Raw genomic sequence first — 17805 nt, forward strand, 5'->3', positions numbered from 1 at the left:
AGTGTTTGACTTTATTTCTAGCAACATATATAATTAGTCTGTCCTAAAACTTTTTTTCATATGAGGTTTCTTCAACCTCGAATCATCATCTAAGGTCACTTATATGATAAAATCTCCTAACTCCTAGCAATCGGTTATGCCGATTGTTTTTTTTGAAAAAAAGTTAAAAAAGGTATTGACAGCCTCCTGATTTTTCTGTAGAATAATAAGAGTCTTTTGGGGTATAGCCAAGCGGTAAGGCAAGGGACTTTGACTCCCTCATGCGTTGGTTCGAATCCAGCTACCCCAGTTCTATCTGAGGGTAGAGATACAGATTATGGTCCGTTGGTCAAGGGGTTAAGACACCGCCTTTTCACGGCGGTAACACGGGTTCGAATCCCGTACGGACTATAAGCTCCAGCTAAAGAAAGCTGGTTTTTTTGTGTCCTTTTTGATAAAATAGAGGGGTTGAATGGTCTAAGCCAGACATTTTATATCTCTTTGAAATGAAGAATAATAAAAATCTAACCTGGTTTAAAATGCGCGTTTTGAGATAGCCGTCATGGGCTACTTGATAATTTGTTGACTCATGGTTTGATTTGAATAAGAAATAATAAGGAAGTTGAATGACATATTATAACGTTGGAAAGATTGTAAATACACAGGGATTGCAGGGTGAACTTCGTGTTTTATCTGTAACAGATTTTGCGGACGAACGTTTTAAGAAGAAGAGTGTACTAGCTCTTTTTGATGACAAAGATAATTACATCATGGATGTTGAGGTTGCGAGTCACCGTAAGCATAAGAACTTTGATATCGTTAAGTTTAAAGGTCTTTACCATATCAATGATGTAGAAAAGTATAAGGGCTGTAGCCTAAAGATTGCTGAGGAAAATCTAACAGATCTTGATGATGGTGAATTTTACTATCATGAAATCATTGGTCTTGATGTCTATGAGGGTAATACGCTAATCGGTCAGGTTAAAGAGATTCTCCAACCGGGTGCTAATGATGTTTGGGTAGTGAAACGTAAAGGGAAAAAAGACCTGCTCTTGCCATATATTCCACCAGTGGTTCTTGATGTTGACGTTGCAGCCGGTCGTATTGAGGTTGAGCTCATGGAAGGATTAGACGATGAAGATTGATATCTTGACTCTATTTCCAGATATGTTTGCTCCTTTGGAACACTCCATTGTTGGTAAGGCAAAGGACAAGGGCATCCTAGAAATCAACTATCACAATTTCCGTGACAATGCGGAGAAGGCACGTCATGTAGATGATGAGCCCTATGGTGGTGGACAAGGCATGTTGTTACGTGCTCAGCCAATTTTTGATACCTTTGATAAATTAAATGTGACTAAGCCTCGCGTTATTCTCCTAGATCCTGCAGGTCGTACCTTCAATCAGACCTATGCTGAGGAATTGGCGCAAGAAGAGGAATTAGTTTTTATCTGTGGCCATTATGAGGGCTATGATGAGCGTATCAAAACTTTAGTAACTGACGAAATATCACTAGGAGACTTTGTCTTGACTGGTGGAGAGCTAGCCGCTATGACTATTGTAGATGCCACTGTCCGCTTGATTCCTGAGGTTTTAGGCAAGGAAGCCAGTCACAAGGATGATAGTTTCTCATCAGGTCTTTTGGAGTTCCCACAGTACACTCGCCCAGCTGAATTTCGTGGCATGAAGGTGCCAAATGTTCTCTTGTCGGGCCATCATGTTAATATTCGACGTTGGCGTATGGAGCAGAGCTTGCGAAAGACTTGGGAGCGTAGACCTGATCTCTTGGAAAACTATGATTTTACAGACGAAGAACGTCAGATTTTAGAAGAGATAAAATCAGAAGGAAAATAAAATGGCAGAAGAAAAGATATACGATATTACTATTATCGGTGGTGGTCCAGTCGGCCTTTGGGCCGCCTTTTATGCCGGCCTACGTGGTATGACTGTGAATATTATCGAGAGTTTGTCAGAGCTTGGTGGTCAGCCTGCCATTCTCTACCCAGAAAAGAAAATCTATGATATCCCAGCCTTTCCTCAGACGACAGGTGCCGAATTGATAGAAAATCTCTTGATCCAGCTTAAGCGTTTTGAAGATCGTGTCAGCATTCACTTAAAAGAGGAAGTTCAAACTTTTAAAAAAACAGATGGTATCTTCACAATCGCTACTAGCAAGGGTCAACACTTGTCCAAGGCTATCGTCATTGCTTGTGGAAATGGTGCTTTTGCTCCACGTCCTTTAGGTGTGGACAATGAAGAAGATTTTGCGAACAATAACTTGTTATATAATGTGCATAGTCTGGACCAATTTGCTGGCAAGAAGGTTGTGATTGCTGGTGGCGGTGATTCAGCTGTTGACTGGGCCAATCACTTGGATGGTGTTGCTGAGAGTGTGACCTTGATTCACCGTCGTGATGCCTTTCGTGCCCATGAGCATAGTGTGGAGCTTCTTTATCAATCATCAGTTAATGTGATGACACCTTATGTCCCTCTCGAAATTAAGGGTGAAAATGGTCATGCTCAAAGCTTGACTGTTCAGAGAGTTAAGTCGGATGAAGTTGTAGAATTGCCAATCGATGCCCTCATTGTTAGCTTTGGTTTCTCTACTAATAACAAGAATCTTCGTAACTGGAATGTCGACTACAAACGTTCTAGTATTACTGTTAATGCTCAGTTTGAAACTTCACAAGAAGGTGTCTATGCTATTGGTGGTGCGGCAGAATATGACGGTAAGATTGATTTGATTGCGGTTGGTATGGGTGAAGCTCCTATTGCTATCAACCAAGCTATTCAATATATTGAACCAGACGGTAAGAATCGTCCGGTTCACTCAACATCATTAATTGAAGAATAATTAAAAAAAGAAGAGATAAGTCACTCGAAGTGGGCGAACAGGGAGATTTTCTACTATTACCTTAGGAAAGTCTCAAAAGATGACCTTGTCTTCAATCTTAAGAGAGACTCGTCTCTCTTTTTTCGTGTCTAAAAACATGGTATAATACATTTATGGCTACAACGAAAAAAATGAAAAAAGGGGCGGCTTCTAAGAGTGGTAAGAAGCGTCTCACAAAAGCAGAATTAGACAGACAGAAGGCGATTAAGCGAATGCTATGGACCTTCTTTTTTGCCTTTGTCTTAATTTTCCCAGTTTTTCGATTGGGTTTCTTTGGGATTACACTATATAATCTCTTTCGAGTGTTCGTGGGGAGTATGGCTTATCCCTTGATTTTTGCCATCTATATCTATCTCTTTGGTTTTAAATGGTTACGGAAACATAGTAACTACGTGACTGGATTTTGGATGGTCTTTGCAGGTCTTCTACTCGAGTTTCACGCCTATCTCTTTAGTATAGAACGCATGGATGGGCTGGATATTTTTCTGGGGACTAAGGATTTGCTTTTTGGAGATTTGGTGAGTGTTCAGGTGGCTCGTTTTGCGGGTGGTGGTATGTTGGGTGCACTCTTGTACAAGCCTATTTCTTTCCTCTTTTCAAATATTGGTAGCTTCATGATTGGGGGCTTGATTATTCTATTGGGTGCTTTCATTTTTAGTCCTTGGGATGTTTTAGATATCATGGATTATGCAAAAGGCATCTGGCAGAGAGGTGCCGAGAAGCATTTGGAACGAACGGTCAAACGTCTGGAGAAGAAGGCGGAACGTCAGGCTCAGAAAGAGCGTGAAGCGCAAGAACGTGCCGAGAAAGAGCGTCTGGCCGATTTGATTGTCGACGAGGAAACGGGTGAAATCTTGGATGATGCTTCAGAAGAGTTACCACAAGAAGCCGAGATTTTTGAACCTGAACCTGAAATCAGTGATTATGCCTCTGAGGATTACTATGATAATCCGCCTCCAGGGGATCGTGAGGATTTCCAAGATAGTTATGTTCCCTATCCGGAGGAATTGCTAACCGAAGAATTCCCACCATCTATGGTGGTTAAGGGAGATGATGCTCCTGTTGAGGTTGATTTTACACCGAAGGAACTCCTACAGTATAAACTTCCTGATATAGATCTCTTTGCACCTGATAAACCAAAGAGTCAGTCTAAAGAGAAAAATATCGTTCGTAAGAATATCCGAATCTTAGAAGATACCTTCAAAAGTTTCAACATTGATGTCAAGGTTGAGCGGGCTGAGATTGGACCGTCTGTAACCAAGTATGAGGTCAAGCCTGCTGTTGGGGTCCGAGTCAATCGTATCTCTAATTTATCGGATGACTTGGCTCTGGCTCTTGCTGCAAAAGATGTCCGTATTGAGGCACCCATACCTGGAAAATCTTTGGTTGGTATCGAAGTACCTAATTCCGAGATAGCAACAGTTTCTTTCCGTGAACTTTGGGAACAGTCTAAGACGGATCCTAATAAGCTCTTGGAAGTTCCTCTTGGTAAGGCGGTTGATGGTTCGGCTCGTAGCTTTGACCTAGGTCGTATGCCTCACTTGTTAGTGGCTGGATCAACTGGTTCTGGTAAATCTGTTGCGGTTAATGGAATCATCTCTAGTATTCTGATGAAGGCTCGCCCAGACCAGGTTAAGTTCCTCATGGTCGACCCTAAGATGGTTGAACTTTCTGTTTACAACGATATTCCTCATCTCCTTATTCCTGTGGTGACCAATCCACGTAAGGCCGCCAAGGCTCTTCAAAAAGTAGTTGATGAGATGGAAAATCGTTACGAACTCTTTAGTAAGTTTGGCGTGCGTAACATCGCAGGCTATAATTCCAAGGTTGAGGACTGGAATGCCAAGTCGCAAGAGAAACAGATTCCCTTGCCTTTGATTGTGGTTATCGTTGATGAGTTGGCTGATTTGATGATGGTGGCCAGTAAGGAAGTGGAAGATGCCATCATCCGTCTGGGACAAAAGGCACGCGCGGCTGGAATTCACATGATTCTTGCAACCCAACGTCCATCAGTTGATGTTATCTCTGGCTTGATTAAGGCCAATGTGCCATCTCGCGTGGCCTTTGCTGTGTCTTCTGGAACAGATAGTCGTACCATTTTAGATGAAAATGGGGCAGAAAAACTACTTGGACGCGGGGATATGCTTTTCAAACCGATTGATGAGAATCATCCTGTTCGTTTGCAAGGGTCCTTCATTTCAGATGATGACGTGGAACGTATTGTGACCTTTATTAAGGGGCAGGCTTCAGCTAACTATGACGAGAGCTTTGATCCTGGTGAAGTTTCAGAGAATGATTTTGGTAGTGGTTCATCCACTAATAGTGGTAGCTTGGAAGGAGATCCTCTCTTCGAAGAAGCGAAAGCATTGGTATTGGAAACACAAAAAGCTAGCGCTTCTATGCTTCAGCGTCGTCTGTCGGTCGGATTTAACCGTGCTACTCGCTTGATGGAAGAACTAGAAGAAGCCGGAGTGATTGGACCTGCTGAAGGCACTAAGCCACGTAAGGTTTTGATGACTCAAGAGTGATGATGGAAAAAGTACTACCCACCATTTACACATGTTTTAAATATAATAAAAGGATGTGAGAGTAACTGTTTCGGCGCAAATTTTCGGCTCCTTGTCAACTGTAGTGGGTTACGAAAAGCTAACATCTAGAGAGGACCGGATAGGTTTTCTCTTTTTGTATGTTCAGAGTGATGAAGACACGTTTCTTAAAGTTGATGAAGTTTCTAAAACCAAAGCCCAACCGTTTGATGTCTTTAATCAACTTGTTAGTCGCTTCGAGTTTTGCGTTTAAATAGTCTGTTTCTAGTGCATTCTTGATGTGTATTGTTTGTGTCTAAGAAAAGTCCTAAAGACAGTTTGAAAGTAATGATTGACGACGTTTAAGTTTTCTTGAATGAGCTCAAAAAACTCATCTACTCTTTTTTTTCTGATAGTGAAAAAGTAAAAGCTGATAAAGTTTGTAGGCATTAGCGATCTCTTCTGAAAGGACCAATGTCTTCTCAATGATTTCATGTGGTACCAAAGTTTGTCTGAAGGTCTTTGAATAGAAGGAGTTGAGAGATAGCTTACGACTGTCCTTTTGAAAAAGTCGCCAGTGATTTTTTAAATCTCAATAAGGTAGTGAATTCTTATTAAACTGGTTCATAATGGCAATTCTTGTCTTTAAAAAGGCACGTCCAAGGTGCTGGATGATGTGGAAACAATCAATAATAATTTGGACATTTAGAAAAAATCTTCGAACTAGTAGCATATAAGATCCTGACATGTCCATCGTGATAAACCTTACCTTTTGTCGGATTTTCAATGGATACTTCAAAAAGTAGTTTCGTATAGTAGTTTGACGGTGATTATCAAGGATAGTTATGAGTTTGGTTTCAACAAAAGCGAGTTCACCTTTCTTGAAACCAAACTCATCCCAGGACATAACCCTTGGGAGTTTATCAAAATGTTCCTTGAAAGAAAACTGATCAAGCTTACGATAGACAGTGGATGTCGACACACGAAGTCTTCTGGCAATATCCGTTAGTGACATCTTCTCAGTTAGGAGTTGTGAGACCTTTTGACGGACTAGATTTGAGATTTGGCAGTTTTTCTCAACGATTGATGTCTTAGCCACCGTGATTCTCCTACAATTTTTACACTGGAAGCGACGCTTTTTAAGACGTAGTAGTGTCGGCATTCCCGCTTGTTCGAGAAGAGGGTTTTTAGAAGGTTTTTGAAAGTCATATTGTCTACATTAAAAAAGCTCTATACTCTCTACAGTGGTTTTACCCACTACAGAAATTATAGAGCCATGATAAAGGTGCCTTTAGGTTCCTAAAGTTACAGCTATTAAGTTTGACCAGCCACTATTTCTGGAAAAAGTTTATCTAGGATTTTAGTAGTGATAGCTTGGCCAGGACCCTCAGCACAGTAGGTGTGCATATACATCGAAGGGTTAAAGTTGAGCTCAATGCAGGTGCAATGAGGATTTTCCTTGGTGGCAATTTGAGTTTCATCTGGAATTATCAGATCAACCCCGCAAGCCCAGGCGCCCATGCTAGTTGCCATGGCTGCGGCTAATTCTTGGTAAGAGGAATCCATGGTCTCAGTGACATCAATAGAGTCACCACCTGTAGAGATGTTGGAATTACGACGCAGATTGACCTTTTTTCCTTCTGGGAGAATATCATCAGGTGTATAACCCTGTTGAGCTAACATTAGTTGTTCGATGTCTCCTAGCTCAATGATTTCCAGAGGTGACCGGTGATCACGGCCACGCAATGGATTAGCATTTTTCTGAGCGACTAGTTCACGAATGGTGTGTTTGCCATCACCAATAACATTGGCAGCAACACGCAGAAGCACAGCCTCACAACGCCCATCCAAGATGAAGAAACGGTATTCGGTTCCTGGAATAAATTCTTCAACAAGGACAGAGGTATCTTCTGCGAAAGCAATTTCAAGGGCTTTTTGATAGTTGTCAAGACTGGCAGGTTCTTGGAAAATGGAAATTCCCAGACCAAAGTTAGTTGACTTGGGTTTGACAACAATTTGCTTATCCTTGATAAGAGGGTAGTAGGCAAGTCCTTCCTCAAGACTGGTAAATTCGTCTCCTGAAGGAACTGAAAAGCCAGCATCTGCTAGAATCTTCTTGGTTACGGTCTTATTAGCCATAGCAAGGGGAACCACGTAGTTGTCTTTTGAGGTCATGTTACCGTTTTTGACGTATTCAACATGGTCTTGGTGCCAAAGTTTTAGGAATTGATCTTGCTCATCCAATATTTCAAAGTGAATTCCCTTTTGGATGGCATCAAAGAGCAACATCTGGGTGGAGAGTTCCATCTCTTCATAGCCCTTGAGAGCATAGTGGGCAGTCCAGTCGTAATCATGATAGGCAAGAGCCTTGTTTAAAGCAAATTCGGCTAGAGATTTGTCTTTGATATAGGGTAAGAGCTGGGCAGAGAGCGTTTGATTTGGATCCGCAAAGGCTGCCTTAACTTGCTTAACCAGATCTTGATGATAGTCACCAAGTCCAAAGTGTTGCACCAGTTGGTCTAGGGCAGTTACAATGTCCTGAGTTTTAGCCTCCGAAGGTAGAGGTTCTAGAGGATGAGAGAGGGCAATTTTCTCATTTAGCGCGTGGCCTTGTGCAAGAGCTTGGTTGACATTTTCAGGGCTATCAAGCCAAAGGAAGGCTAAAATGAGTAAGTGCACAGTGTCCATAGTAGTCTGACTAATACCGATACGCTCAAAAGGGTTAAGGTCGAAATTACGGAACTCTAGGTAGGTGATTCCCTTGTCAAGGAAGGAACGATTAACCTTTTGTCCACGGAAACGAACAGCTGAGTAAAATTCTTTCTCTGCAATCAAATCTCCTTGTTCGATATAGGTTTCAATGGCTGAGACATAATCTTCTAGACTTACAAAGGATACTTGAATCTCTTCCTTATTGACATAGCCGTGGTCACTGTTACGGAAGGAACGCACAGGTTCTGGAACTTCCTGGTCAAAGAAACCTTGTTCGGCGATGGGTGAGGCCCCAAAGAGATAGGTAATCACCCAACGGTAGCGCAAGTAGTTCTGAGCTAGCTTAAGATAGAGGGCGTTTTTGAAGGCAATCATATCGGTCTGATCACTTTCTTGGAACAAGGCCTCAACTAAATCTTTACCCAGTTCCATATTATAGTGGATACCTGAGATAGCTTGTAGTTTAGTTCCGTATTTTTCAGCCAAATAGTTACGATAATAGCGTTCGAAGTCATTTTCCAGTTGAGCAACTTGAATCTCCTCTGCCTTTAGACGAGGTGGCATGGACAAAGGCCAGAGAACCTCGTCTGTAGCAATAGAGCGGCCAGCTACATCAGTGATAGCTCCCAGAAATCGGCGAGCCTCAGTAGTAGATTTGGCAACTGGTGTGATGAGTTCCATCTGAAACTCGCAAAAATCAGTCTGAATATAGGGGTGGAAACTACGAGCTCCTAGACAGGATGGGTGAGGTGTATGCACCAGTTGTCCTTGCCTATCGACACGTAGACTCTCGCGCTCGATTCCAAAATTAGCTTGGAGAATAGGGCTGGTAGCTTCCAGTTTTTGAAGAAGTTGGTTTAATGTCATAGAATCACCTTTTCATCTAATGTTAGTGATAGTCTATTATAAATAGGAACAGAAAACAAATTTCTGCTACGGTTAAGAGGAATTTCCGAATATTTTGAATGAGTTTGTGAAAAATGAACAGATTTCAATCAAAAAATGAGAAATTAGAACAATTCTCAGTTACATAAAATTTTACTTGCAATTTAAATCAAATTAGCCTATACTTGTGAAGTATATATGAGAACGAAAGAATCCCTAGGATATGCCCTCAGGGGCTTTTGTATGCCTTCAAAAGGGTATAACCGTTCTTTTATAGATAAAATATGAGCATTTAGCTGGATATTTTAAATGTTTCCTTTGAATAGAGCAGACAATTTTTTTCATAGTGGCAGTAGTTAACCAATAGTCTAGGTCTTGTTGAGAACAAAGTAATAATCTCACAAGTCACCCTGTTCGCCCAGCGATACTTTCACTGTGATGACTTGGAGAACTCGCTTTATCTATCACTGAATGAAACACGCTCTGCACAGAGTAGGCGATATTTTTCACCGTGGTAGTAGTTATAGAAGTCAAAAGACTTCTATAACACGGAAGTTTTGAGACTGAGGATCAAAACTTAGCTATGAGATTCCGAAGGAAGCTGCTAGCGTCCGAAGCCACTTAAGAAAAATATCAAAAAATAAAAGAAAAACAAATAAAACGGAGATAATTATGTTTCAAACTCTTATCGCCCAGATAAAGGAATACAAGAAACCCTCATTTCTATCGTCCCTCTTTATGGCGCTAGAAGTCATGTTTGAGATTTCCATTCCCTTTGTCATGGCTAATCTTTTGGACAAAGGTGTCCAACAATCCAACATGTCTAACATTTGGTTCTATGATGGTCTCATGTTGGTTTGCGCCTTTCTATCCTTATTCTGTGGTATGCAGTCGGCTCGCTATGCGGCTGTTGCTTCTGCTGGATTTGCTAAGAATCTACCTTGATTAATCGTTTCTACGACATCCAATCTGGTGTGATTACTTATGATGGCATCGATGTGAAACTGATTGAAAAAGATTCTCTTCGTCGATCACTTGGTATCGTACTTCAAGATACGCATCTCCTCACAGGGACTATCGCTGAAAATATTGCCTACGGCCGTGCGGATGCGACTCGCGAGGAAATTCTTGAAGCTGCTCGTATTGCTAACGTGGATTCTTTTGTGCAACATTTGGACAATGGTTACGACACTGTTCTTACAGATGATGGCGCAGGCTTGTCTGATGGACAACGTCAGCTGATTGCCATTACGCGTGCTGCCCTTGCCAATGCACCGGTTCTCATCCTTGATGAAGCGACTTCTTCGATTGACTCTCGTACTGAAAAATTGGTACAAGAGGGGATGGACCGGCTTATGGAAGGACGTACGGTCTTCGTTATCGCCCACCGTCTTTCAACCATCGTTAATTCTGACGTTATCCTGGTTATGGATCATGGGCGTATCATTGAACGTGGTGACCATGATACCCTTATGGAACAAGGTGGTACCTACTACCGACTTTATACTGGCGGTCTTGAAATTGATTAATATGTAAAAGGTTTCTTTTGAGTTTTCTCTTGTAAAAACGATAGATTTGATCTCTTAAATCTCAACTTCTTCTAAACCGTGTGCATCCAGGCGATATATCTTTTGACAAACTTGTCTGAGGTAGTTGACATCATGTAATACTGTAAGAAGTGCACCTGGATAGTTCTCGAAGAGCTGTCGGACTTGGGGTTGTGAGGTGGGTGAAAAATTTCTGGTTGGTTCATCTAAGATCAAGAGTTGAGGGCTTTCTATGACGATGTGCAGTAGGAGTAGTTTTCCTTTTTGGCCACCAGATAGGCCAGCGATTGAAGGCACTGCATCTATAAAATGAGACACAAGAAAACACTCTTGTTGAATTCTGGTAAACTAGAAACAGGAGTGTTTTGTTATGGTCAAAAAAGCATATTCAGTAGAAACTAATCTAGCCTGTATCGAATGATTCTATTCTGTTCTCAAATCTGAAACCTTCTATCTCCATAAGTGAAGAAACTTAACTAAAGATAGTATAACAGATATTGTTAAAATTACATCATATTAATTGAAATTGGCTCTAAGGAAAATAATATCAGTGGCTCAAGAACATATGATTCTTTCGGTGAAGTTCTAGCGAAATATACTAAATCTGAGGATTTAAACGACTTCCTCAACTACAATCGAAAACTTTTTACGACTATCGACAATATGAATGATTGGTTTATCGATGCCACTAAGGATAAGGTCTACGTTGTAGAAAAGGCGTCTCAAAATGAAGGTGTTGGCGAGCACAAGTATCGTGCTTAAGATAACTTAACACGTGGTCTACACAGAAAAATGATTCTACCATTATTGAATCTTGATAAGACAGAGATGTTCTTGATTTCAACCTATGACACCATGTCTTATGGAACAGATAACAAGTACAATACGACTCTTGAAAAACTGAAATCTGAGATTGATTTAGCTGCCCAACGTCAAATCAACTACCTTGATTTCTGGCATAGATTGGCTAGAGACAAAGTTAAAAACAGGTTGTTCAAAGATATTGTCAATCCTGTCTGGGAAGGTTTCTATGTCTGGGGTCATGGTTGGCCAGAGCGTTACGGCCAATTCAAGAACAGTACGGAAGTCTATGCGCCAATTCGTGAAATCTATGGTCCAGTTGGTGAGTACTATGGAGACAATGGAGCCATGGCTGGTGCCTATGCTGCTATCTATGACAATCCATATGATAATCCGTGCCAAGGTTACTTACGTCATGTCTAACATGATTAGTGAGTACGGTGCTTCGGCCTTCACGCATGAAACTCCCCACCTCAATGACCGTATTGCCTACTTTGGAGATTATGGTCGTCGTGAAGGAACAGACGTTGAAGCTTATGCCCAAGGTCTTCTTCAATCACCAGCTACTCAGGGGCATCAAGGTGGATACGGTGCCTTAGGACTGAACATGGCCTTTGAAAGAGAAAACGACGGTAATCAGTGGTACAACACTAATCCAAACAAGTTGAACTCACGTGAAGCCATCGACCGTTACATGAAGGGTTACAACGACACCCTCATGCTTCTTGACTCACTTGAAGGGGAAGCAGTCCTCAATCAAGGAAATCAGGACCTCAATAACGCATGCTTCAAGAAGGTAGATAAACAGTTACGAGGTAACAGTAAAAATCAATACGACCAGGTTCGTTCTCTAAGTGATAGTGAAAAGGCTATTAACTTGACTTCTATTGATGACCTTGTAGATAATAACTTTATGACCAATCGTGGTCCTGGGAATGGTGTCTATAAACCAGATGATTTCTCTTCTGCCTATGTCAATGTCCCTATGATGTCTGCTATTTATGGAGGTAATACCAGTGAGGGATCTCCAGGAGCTATGTCCTTCAAGCATAACACCTTCAGACTCTGGGGTTACTATGGCTATGAAAAAGGCTTCCTAGGTTATGCAACTAACAAGTATAAACAAGAAGCAAAAGCGGCTGGTAAGGACACCCTTGGAGACGACTTTATCATTAGCAAGATTTCTGATGGTCAGTTCAACTTACTAGAAGACTTCAAGAAGGCCTATTTCAAAGAAGTGAAAGACAAATCATCACATGGTTTGACGACAGTTGCAATTGACGGTACAACAATAAGCTCTTATGATGATTTATTAGCCTTGTTTAAAGCTGTAGTAGCAAAAGATGCTGCAACTATTAAAACAGATAATAAGGGGAATAAATCTGTGTCAACAAGTCATACGACGAAACTCAAAGAAGCTGTCTATAAGAAACTCCTACAAGAGACAGATAGTTTCACAAGTTCTATTTTCAAATAATAGATGAAAGAATTCCCTTTGGCGAAAATGAATTGCACCCCAAAAAGTTAGACAGAGAAGATCTAACTTTTGGGGTGCTTTTATTATGAAATTGAGTTATGAAGATAAAATTCAAATATATGAATTGAGGAATCGTGGTTTTGTAGTGAACCATAAGAAGGTCTAACGTCTGATGAGAGTTCTTGGTCTAACCGCTCTAATTCGTCGTAGACGCAAGTATTCTTCATATCAAGGAGAGGTTGGCAAGAAAGCAGAGAATCTCATTCAACGCCAGTTCGAAGCATCTAAAACAATGGAAAAGCGCTATACAGATTTGCCACTCCAACAAGCAGCCAAAAACTCTATTCATCACTCGTTTTAAATGGTTTCAATAGTGAACTTATTGCTTATAATCTTTCTCCATAGTGACCAGGGATGGCAATATCAACATCAGTATTATCATCGATTTTTAGAAGAGAAAGGAGTCCAACCGTCCATGACAAGTAAGGGGAATCGTCCAGACAATGGCATGATGGAATCCTTCTTTGAAATTATTAAGTCTGAGATATTTTATGGTTATGAGAAGACGTTATAGGTACTTGAGCAATTGGAATAAGCTATTGTAGACTATATTAATTATTACAACAACAAATGCATTAAGGTAAAACTAAAAGGACTCAGTCCTGTGCAATACTGAACTAAATTCTTTACTTAAATTAATTGTCTAATTTTTGGGGGTCAGTACAGTAAGGTGGTGGTTTTGCGTACGCTTTTTACACTGAACTTTAGTTCAAAAATAGAGAATTTCCTTAGTTTGACTATGGGATTCAATCTATTTGGGGTGAGTAGATAATTGAGCCGCTTTTCAAACTTTTTAATGGTGAAAAAATAATCCATCTCACTCTTGATGAAGTAAGACAGATTATTGTTGTTTAAATTAGTACTGTCTTTTAAAGTGCTTTAAAAAGAGATTGATCAGGTATAGTATTTCCTTAGTATTTGTTATTCTATGAAAATCTCTAGTTTAAATCAATTTATGTATGTTATTTTCCTATTCAGGTTTATGGTTCAAATCGTTATCTCTAAAAAACTAGACATTGGAGTAAAAGGTATCATTTATCTGAATATTGTAATTATGATCTCAAAACCGTAGAAAATAGTGATGATATGATTTACCTATTTTGTACTGTTTCTTAATGTTAATTTTGTTCCTAGTTTAGTAAGTGTTGGTATTTTTCGAGGTGCTAAGAATTGTTTATTGAGAATATCCATAGCTGTTCGTCCCATTTCTTCTGTATAGACAGTGACACTAGAAAGTGGAGGATACACTTGTTTAGCTAGAGTTGTATCGTTAAAAGAGATAATTTGAATGTCGTCAGGGACCTTGATACCATTTTCCTGAAGTGCTCTGAGTGCACCAATAGCTAGACTATCACTAGCCGCAAAGTAAGCATCAGGTAAAGTAGCTCCACTCTTAATCTTAGAATCAAGAAGTTCATAGCCAGATTGGACAGTGAAGTCACCAGTCAGAATAAAAAGAGGGTCATAGATTCCCTTTTCCATACAGTAGTTCCGATAAGAACGTAAACGAGGATCAGAGATGATTTCAGTTGCATCTGTTGTTTTTTCTTGCCCAATGAGTAGGCCTATATTATTACAACCTTGTTCTTTAAGATAACAGAGTGCCGATTGTACGGAGTTTTCAAAATCAGTAGTAACACATGGATGTCCTTGATTAAGAGTATCACTATCAACAAAGACCAGAGTCTTTTTTAGTCTTTCTAGTTTCGCAATTTGTTCACGACTAAATTTTCCGATACAGAGTACACCAACGACCTCCTCTCCTAGACTTGAAGGAATGTCGTTGAAAAAGTGAAGCATCTCGTAGTCTAGTTCATAGGCTCTTTTTTCAATACCAAGTCTAATATTATAATAGTAGATGTCATCTAACTCGTGTTCTTCACTAACCCATTGAATAATTGCCACTTGATACTTTTTTTTTTTGAATTATTAATTGTTTTGTATTTAGTATATCCGATTTCATCAGCGATAGTTAATATCCGATGTCTAGTATCCTCTGTTACGGAAAGAGTTTCATCTTTATTAAGAACACGTGAAACAGTTGAAATAGATACACCTGCTAAGTTTGCGATATCTGTTAATGTAGCCATAGTATCCTCCGCATATTTCAGTATAACATAACTTTTCTTTTTTACCTATATTTTACTAAAAAAATAGTAAAAGTATTGATTTTTCATGTGAAAGGGATTACAATTTCAGTGTAAACAAAAAGAATAAGTGAGATACAGCCTATGAATACGTTACAGTTAAGAGAAAAGTTTAAAGAAGTTTTTGGTGTAGAAGCAGATCATACTTTCTTTTCACCAGGTCGTATTAATTTGATTGGTGAGCATACGGACTACAATGGAGGTAACGTCCTTCCGGTAGCTATTACCCTAGGTACTTACGGAGCGGCCCGCAAACGTGATGACAAAGTTTTACGTTTCTTCTCAGCTAACTTTGAAGAGAAGGGAATCATCGAAGTGCCACTTGAAAATCTTCGTTTTGAAAATGAACACAACTGGACAAACTATCCAAAAGGTGTTCTTCATTTCTTGCAAGAAGCTGGGCATACGATTGATTCAGGTATGGATATTTACATCTATGGTAACATTCCAAACGGATCAGGCTTGTCATCATCATCATCTTTGGAATTATTGATTGGTGTTATTGTTGAAAAACTTTATGACCTTAAATTGGAACGCCTGGACTTGGTTAAAATCGGAAAACAAACGGAAAATGACTTTATTGGCGTTAACTCTGGTATCATGGACCAATTCGCTATTGGTATGGGAGCTGATCAATGTGCGATTTACTTGGACACAAATACTCTAAAGTATGACTTGGTACCCCTTGACCTCAAGGATAATGTCGTAGTCATCATGAACACTAACAAACGTCGTGAATTGTCTGATTCTAAATACAATGAACGTCGTGCTGAATGTGAAACAGCAGTATCTGAACTACAAGAAAAATTGGATATCCAAACTCTCGGTGAATTAGACCTCTGGACATTTGACGCATACAGCTATTTGATTAAAGACGAAAACCGTATCAAACGTGCACGCCATGCAGTTCTTGAAAATCAACGTACACTTCAAGCTCGTAAAGCTCTTGAAGCAGGAGAATTGGAAGGCTTTGGACGCCTTATGAATGCTTCTCATGTGTCTTTGAAATATGATTACGAAGTTACAGGTCTTGAACTTGATACTTTGGCACACACAGCTTGGGAACAAGAAGGAGTATTAGGAGCCCGCATGACAGGAGCTGGTTTCGGTGGGTGTGCCATTGCACTTGTAAACAAAGACAAAGTTGAAGACTTCAAAAAAGCAGTTGGTCAACGCTATGAAGAAGTCGTTGGTTATGCACCAATCTTCTATATTGCCGAAGTAACTGGTGGTTCACGAGTACTTGATTAATGAGAAAGAAGTAGAGATTATGGCTGAAAATTTAGTAAACACTTTTGTAACTCAGGTTATTGAAAATAGTGATTACGAGGAATTGGACCGTATCTATTTGACAAACAAAGTTTTTACTTTGGTTGGAGAAGGAGTTGCTGATGTTGAAACAGATAGCTCTGAATTGATTGACCTTAAAGACCAGTTGCTTCAAGCAGGTGTTAAAGCTGGTTCCGTAGGTGAACTTGACGAAGAACAAGATATCATCGGTGCTCAACTCATGGACTTAATTACACCAAGACCGAGCGTTGTCAATCGTAACTTCTGGGGTACTTATAAATCTAAACCAGAGCAAGCAATTGCTGACTTTTATGCACAAAGTAAACAAAATGATTATGTGAAAGTCAAAGCCATTGCACAAAATATTGCTTATAAAGCACCAACTAAATACGGTGACTTGGAAATTACGATTAACCTTTCAAAACCTGAAAAAGATCCCAAAGCCATCGCTGCAGCTAAAAATGCGGTAGCTTCTGATTATCCAAGATGCCAACTTTGTATGGAAAATGAAGGTTATTTGGGTCGCATTAATCACCCAGCCCGCAGCAATCACCGTGTTGTTCGTTTCCAAATAGAAGACAAGGAGTGGGGCTTCCAATACTCGCCTTATGCTTACTTTAACGAACATTCTATTTTCTTTTATGGGAAGCACGAACCAATGCACATCAGTCCATTGACGTTTGGCCGTCTCCTAACAATTGTTGAAGCATTCCCTGGTTACTTCGCAGGTTCAAATGCCGATCTTCCAATTGTAGGTGGTTCAATTCTTACACATGAACACTATCAAGGTGGTCGCCATACCTTTCCAATGGAAGTAGCAGGCATTAAAGAAAAAGTTAGCTTTGATGGTTACTCTTATGTTGAGGCTGGCATCGTTAATTGGCCTATGTCTGTTCTTCGTCTAAGAAGTGAAGACAAGGAAAGACTTATCGCTCTTGCAACTAAAATCCTAAATTGCTGGCGTGGTTATTCAGACGAAAAAGCTGGGGTCTTGGCTGAATCTGATGGACAACCTCACCACACCATTACTCCAATTGCTCGTAGAAAAGACGACAAATTTGAATTGGATTTGGTTCTTCGTGACAATCAAACTTCTGAAGAACATCCAGACGGTATCTATCACCCACATAAAGATGTTCAACATATTAAGAAAGAAAACATTGGTTTGATTGAAGTTATGGGATTGGCCATTCTTCCACCTCGTTTGAAAACAGAACTTAAAGATGTTGAAGATTATCTATTAGGTCAAGGTAACCAAGTTGCTCCAATTCACCAAAAATGGGCAGATGAACTCAAAGCTCAAAATCCGAATATTACGGCTGAGGAAGTGACAGAAGTTGTTCGACAATCTGTTGCAGATATCTTTGCTCGTGTACTAGAAGATGCAGGTGTTTATAAGACTAATAGTGAAGGCTTGGATCAGTTTAAAGCATTTGTAGATTTTGTAAATTTAGCTGATTAATTGTTTTTTTCTGAAGAAAGGAGATAA

At 40.0% G+C, this 17805-nt stretch carries 7 protein-coding genes, 2 tRNA genes and 7 pseudogenes; 12 read left to right on the forward strand and 4 right to left on the reverse strand.

The features are described from left to right. The first annotated feature begins 217 nt into the window (after nt 1–217). The 6 genes from MHH90_RS03060 (at nt 218) to MHH90_RS03085 (ending at nt 5400) form a co-directional block, all read left to right on the forward strand. A tRNA-Gln gene (locus MHH90_RS03060) sits at nt 218–289 on the forward strand. Between the two features lie 29 nt (nt 290–318). Next, nucleotides 319–390 (forward strand) — tRNA-Glu (locus MHH90_RS03065). A gap of 215 nt (nt 391–605) precedes the next feature. Next, nucleotides 606–1124, forward strand: coding sequence for a ribosome maturation factor RimM (gene rimM, locus MHH90_RS03070; RefSeq protein ID WP_011226286.1), 519 nt, complete (start codon nt 606–608; stop codon nt 1122–1124). After that, on the forward strand, nt 1114–1833 hold the full coding sequence (trmD, locus tag MHH90_RS03075) for a tRNA (guanosine(37)-N1)-methyltransferase TrmD (protein WP_002951382.1): 720 nt from the start codon (nt 1114–1116) through the stop codon (nt 1831–1833). The genes rimM and trmD overlap by 11 nt, the downstream gene beginning before the upstream one ends. Nucleotide 1834: 1 nt before the next feature. Continuing rightward, a complete protein-coding gene (locus MHH90_RS03080) occupies nt 1835–2833 on the forward strand; it encodes an NAD(P)/FAD-dependent oxidoreductase (RefSeq protein WP_011226284.1) in 999 nt (332 codons plus the stop codon). Between the two features lie 152 nt (nt 2834–2985). Then, on the forward strand, nt 2986–5400 hold the full coding sequence (locus tag MHH90_RS03085) for a DNA translocase FtsK (RefSeq protein WP_011681401.1): 2415 nt from the start codon (nt 2986–2988) through the stop codon (nt 5398–5400). Nucleotides 5401–5525: 125 nt separating this feature from the next. On the opposite strand, the pseudogene MHH90_RS03090 reads toward MHH90_RS03085, so the two are convergent. Continuing rightward, a pseudogene (locus tag MHH90_RS03090) lies at nt 5526–6610 on the reverse strand (ISL3 family transposase); the annotation flags it as partial. 101 nt (nt 6611–6711) lie between these two features. Beyond that, on the reverse strand, nt 6712–8976 hold the full coding sequence (gshAB, locus tag MHH90_RS03095; protein WP_113870324.1) for a bifunctional glutamate--cysteine ligase GshA/glutathione synthetase GshB: 2265 nt from the start codon (nt 8974–8976) through the stop codon (nt 6712–6714). Nucleotides 8977–9666: 690 nt separating this feature from the next. On the opposite strand from gshAB, the pseudogene MHH90_RS03100 reads away from it, so the two are divergent. Together MHH90_RS03100 and MHH90_RS03105 are read left to right on the forward strand one after the other, a co-directional pair. Further along, nucleotides 9667–9933: pseudogene (locus MHH90_RS03100) on the forward strand (ABC transporter ATP-binding protein); the annotation flags it as partial. After that, nucleotides 9930–10523 (forward strand): annotated as a pseudogene (locus MHH90_RS03105) (ABC transporter ATP-binding protein); the annotation flags it as partial. The pseudogenes MHH90_RS03100 and MHH90_RS03105, both read left to right, overlap by 4 nt. Nucleotides 10524–10577: 54 nt before the next feature. On the opposite strand, the pseudogene MHH90_RS03110 reads toward MHH90_RS03105, so the two are convergent. Beyond that, nucleotides 10578–10829, reverse strand: a pseudogene (locus MHH90_RS03110) (ATP-binding cassette domain-containing protein); the annotation flags it as partial. A 228-nt stretch (nt 10830–11057) separates the two neighbouring features. On the opposite strand from MHH90_RS03110, the pseudogene MHH90_RS03115 reads away from it, so the two are divergent. Both MHH90_RS03115 and MHH90_RS03120 read left to right on the forward strand, forming a co-directional pair. Beyond that, a pseudogene (locus tag MHH90_RS03115) lies at nt 11058–12819 on the forward strand (ZmpA/ZmpB/ZmpC family metallo-endopeptidase); the annotation flags it as partial. Between the two features lie 121 nt (nt 12820–12940). Next, nucleotides 12941–13495: pseudogene (locus MHH90_RS03120) on the forward strand (IS3 family transposase); the annotation flags it as partial. Between the two features lie 479 nt (nt 13496–13974). Here the strand turns inward: MHH90_RS03120 and MHH90_RS03125 are convergent. Beyond that, nucleotides 13975–14969: pseudogene (locus tag MHH90_RS03125) on the reverse strand (LacI family DNA-binding transcriptional regulator). A 141-nt stretch (nt 14970–15110) separates the two neighbouring features. Between MHH90_RS03125 and MHH90_RS03130 the strand changes: the two are divergent. After that, nucleotides 15111–16277, forward strand: a complete 1167-nt coding sequence (locus MHH90_RS03130) for a galactokinase (protein ID WP_084828964.1) — start codon at nt 15111–15113, stop codon at nt 16275–16277. Between the two features lie 19 nt (nt 16278–16296). Further along, on the forward strand, nt 16297–17778 hold the full coding sequence (gene galT, locus MHH90_RS03135) for a UDP-glucose--hexose-1-phosphate uridylyltransferase (protein WP_340725773.1): 1482 nt from the start codon (nt 16297–16299) through the stop codon (nt 17776–17778). Nucleotides 17779–17805: the final 27 nt, after the last annotated feature.

This window comes from Streptococcus sp. FSL E2-3488, from assembly GCF_038003585.1.
GTDB lineage: Bacteria > Bacillota > Bacilli > Lactobacillales > Streptococcaceae > Streptococcus > Streptococcus thermophilus.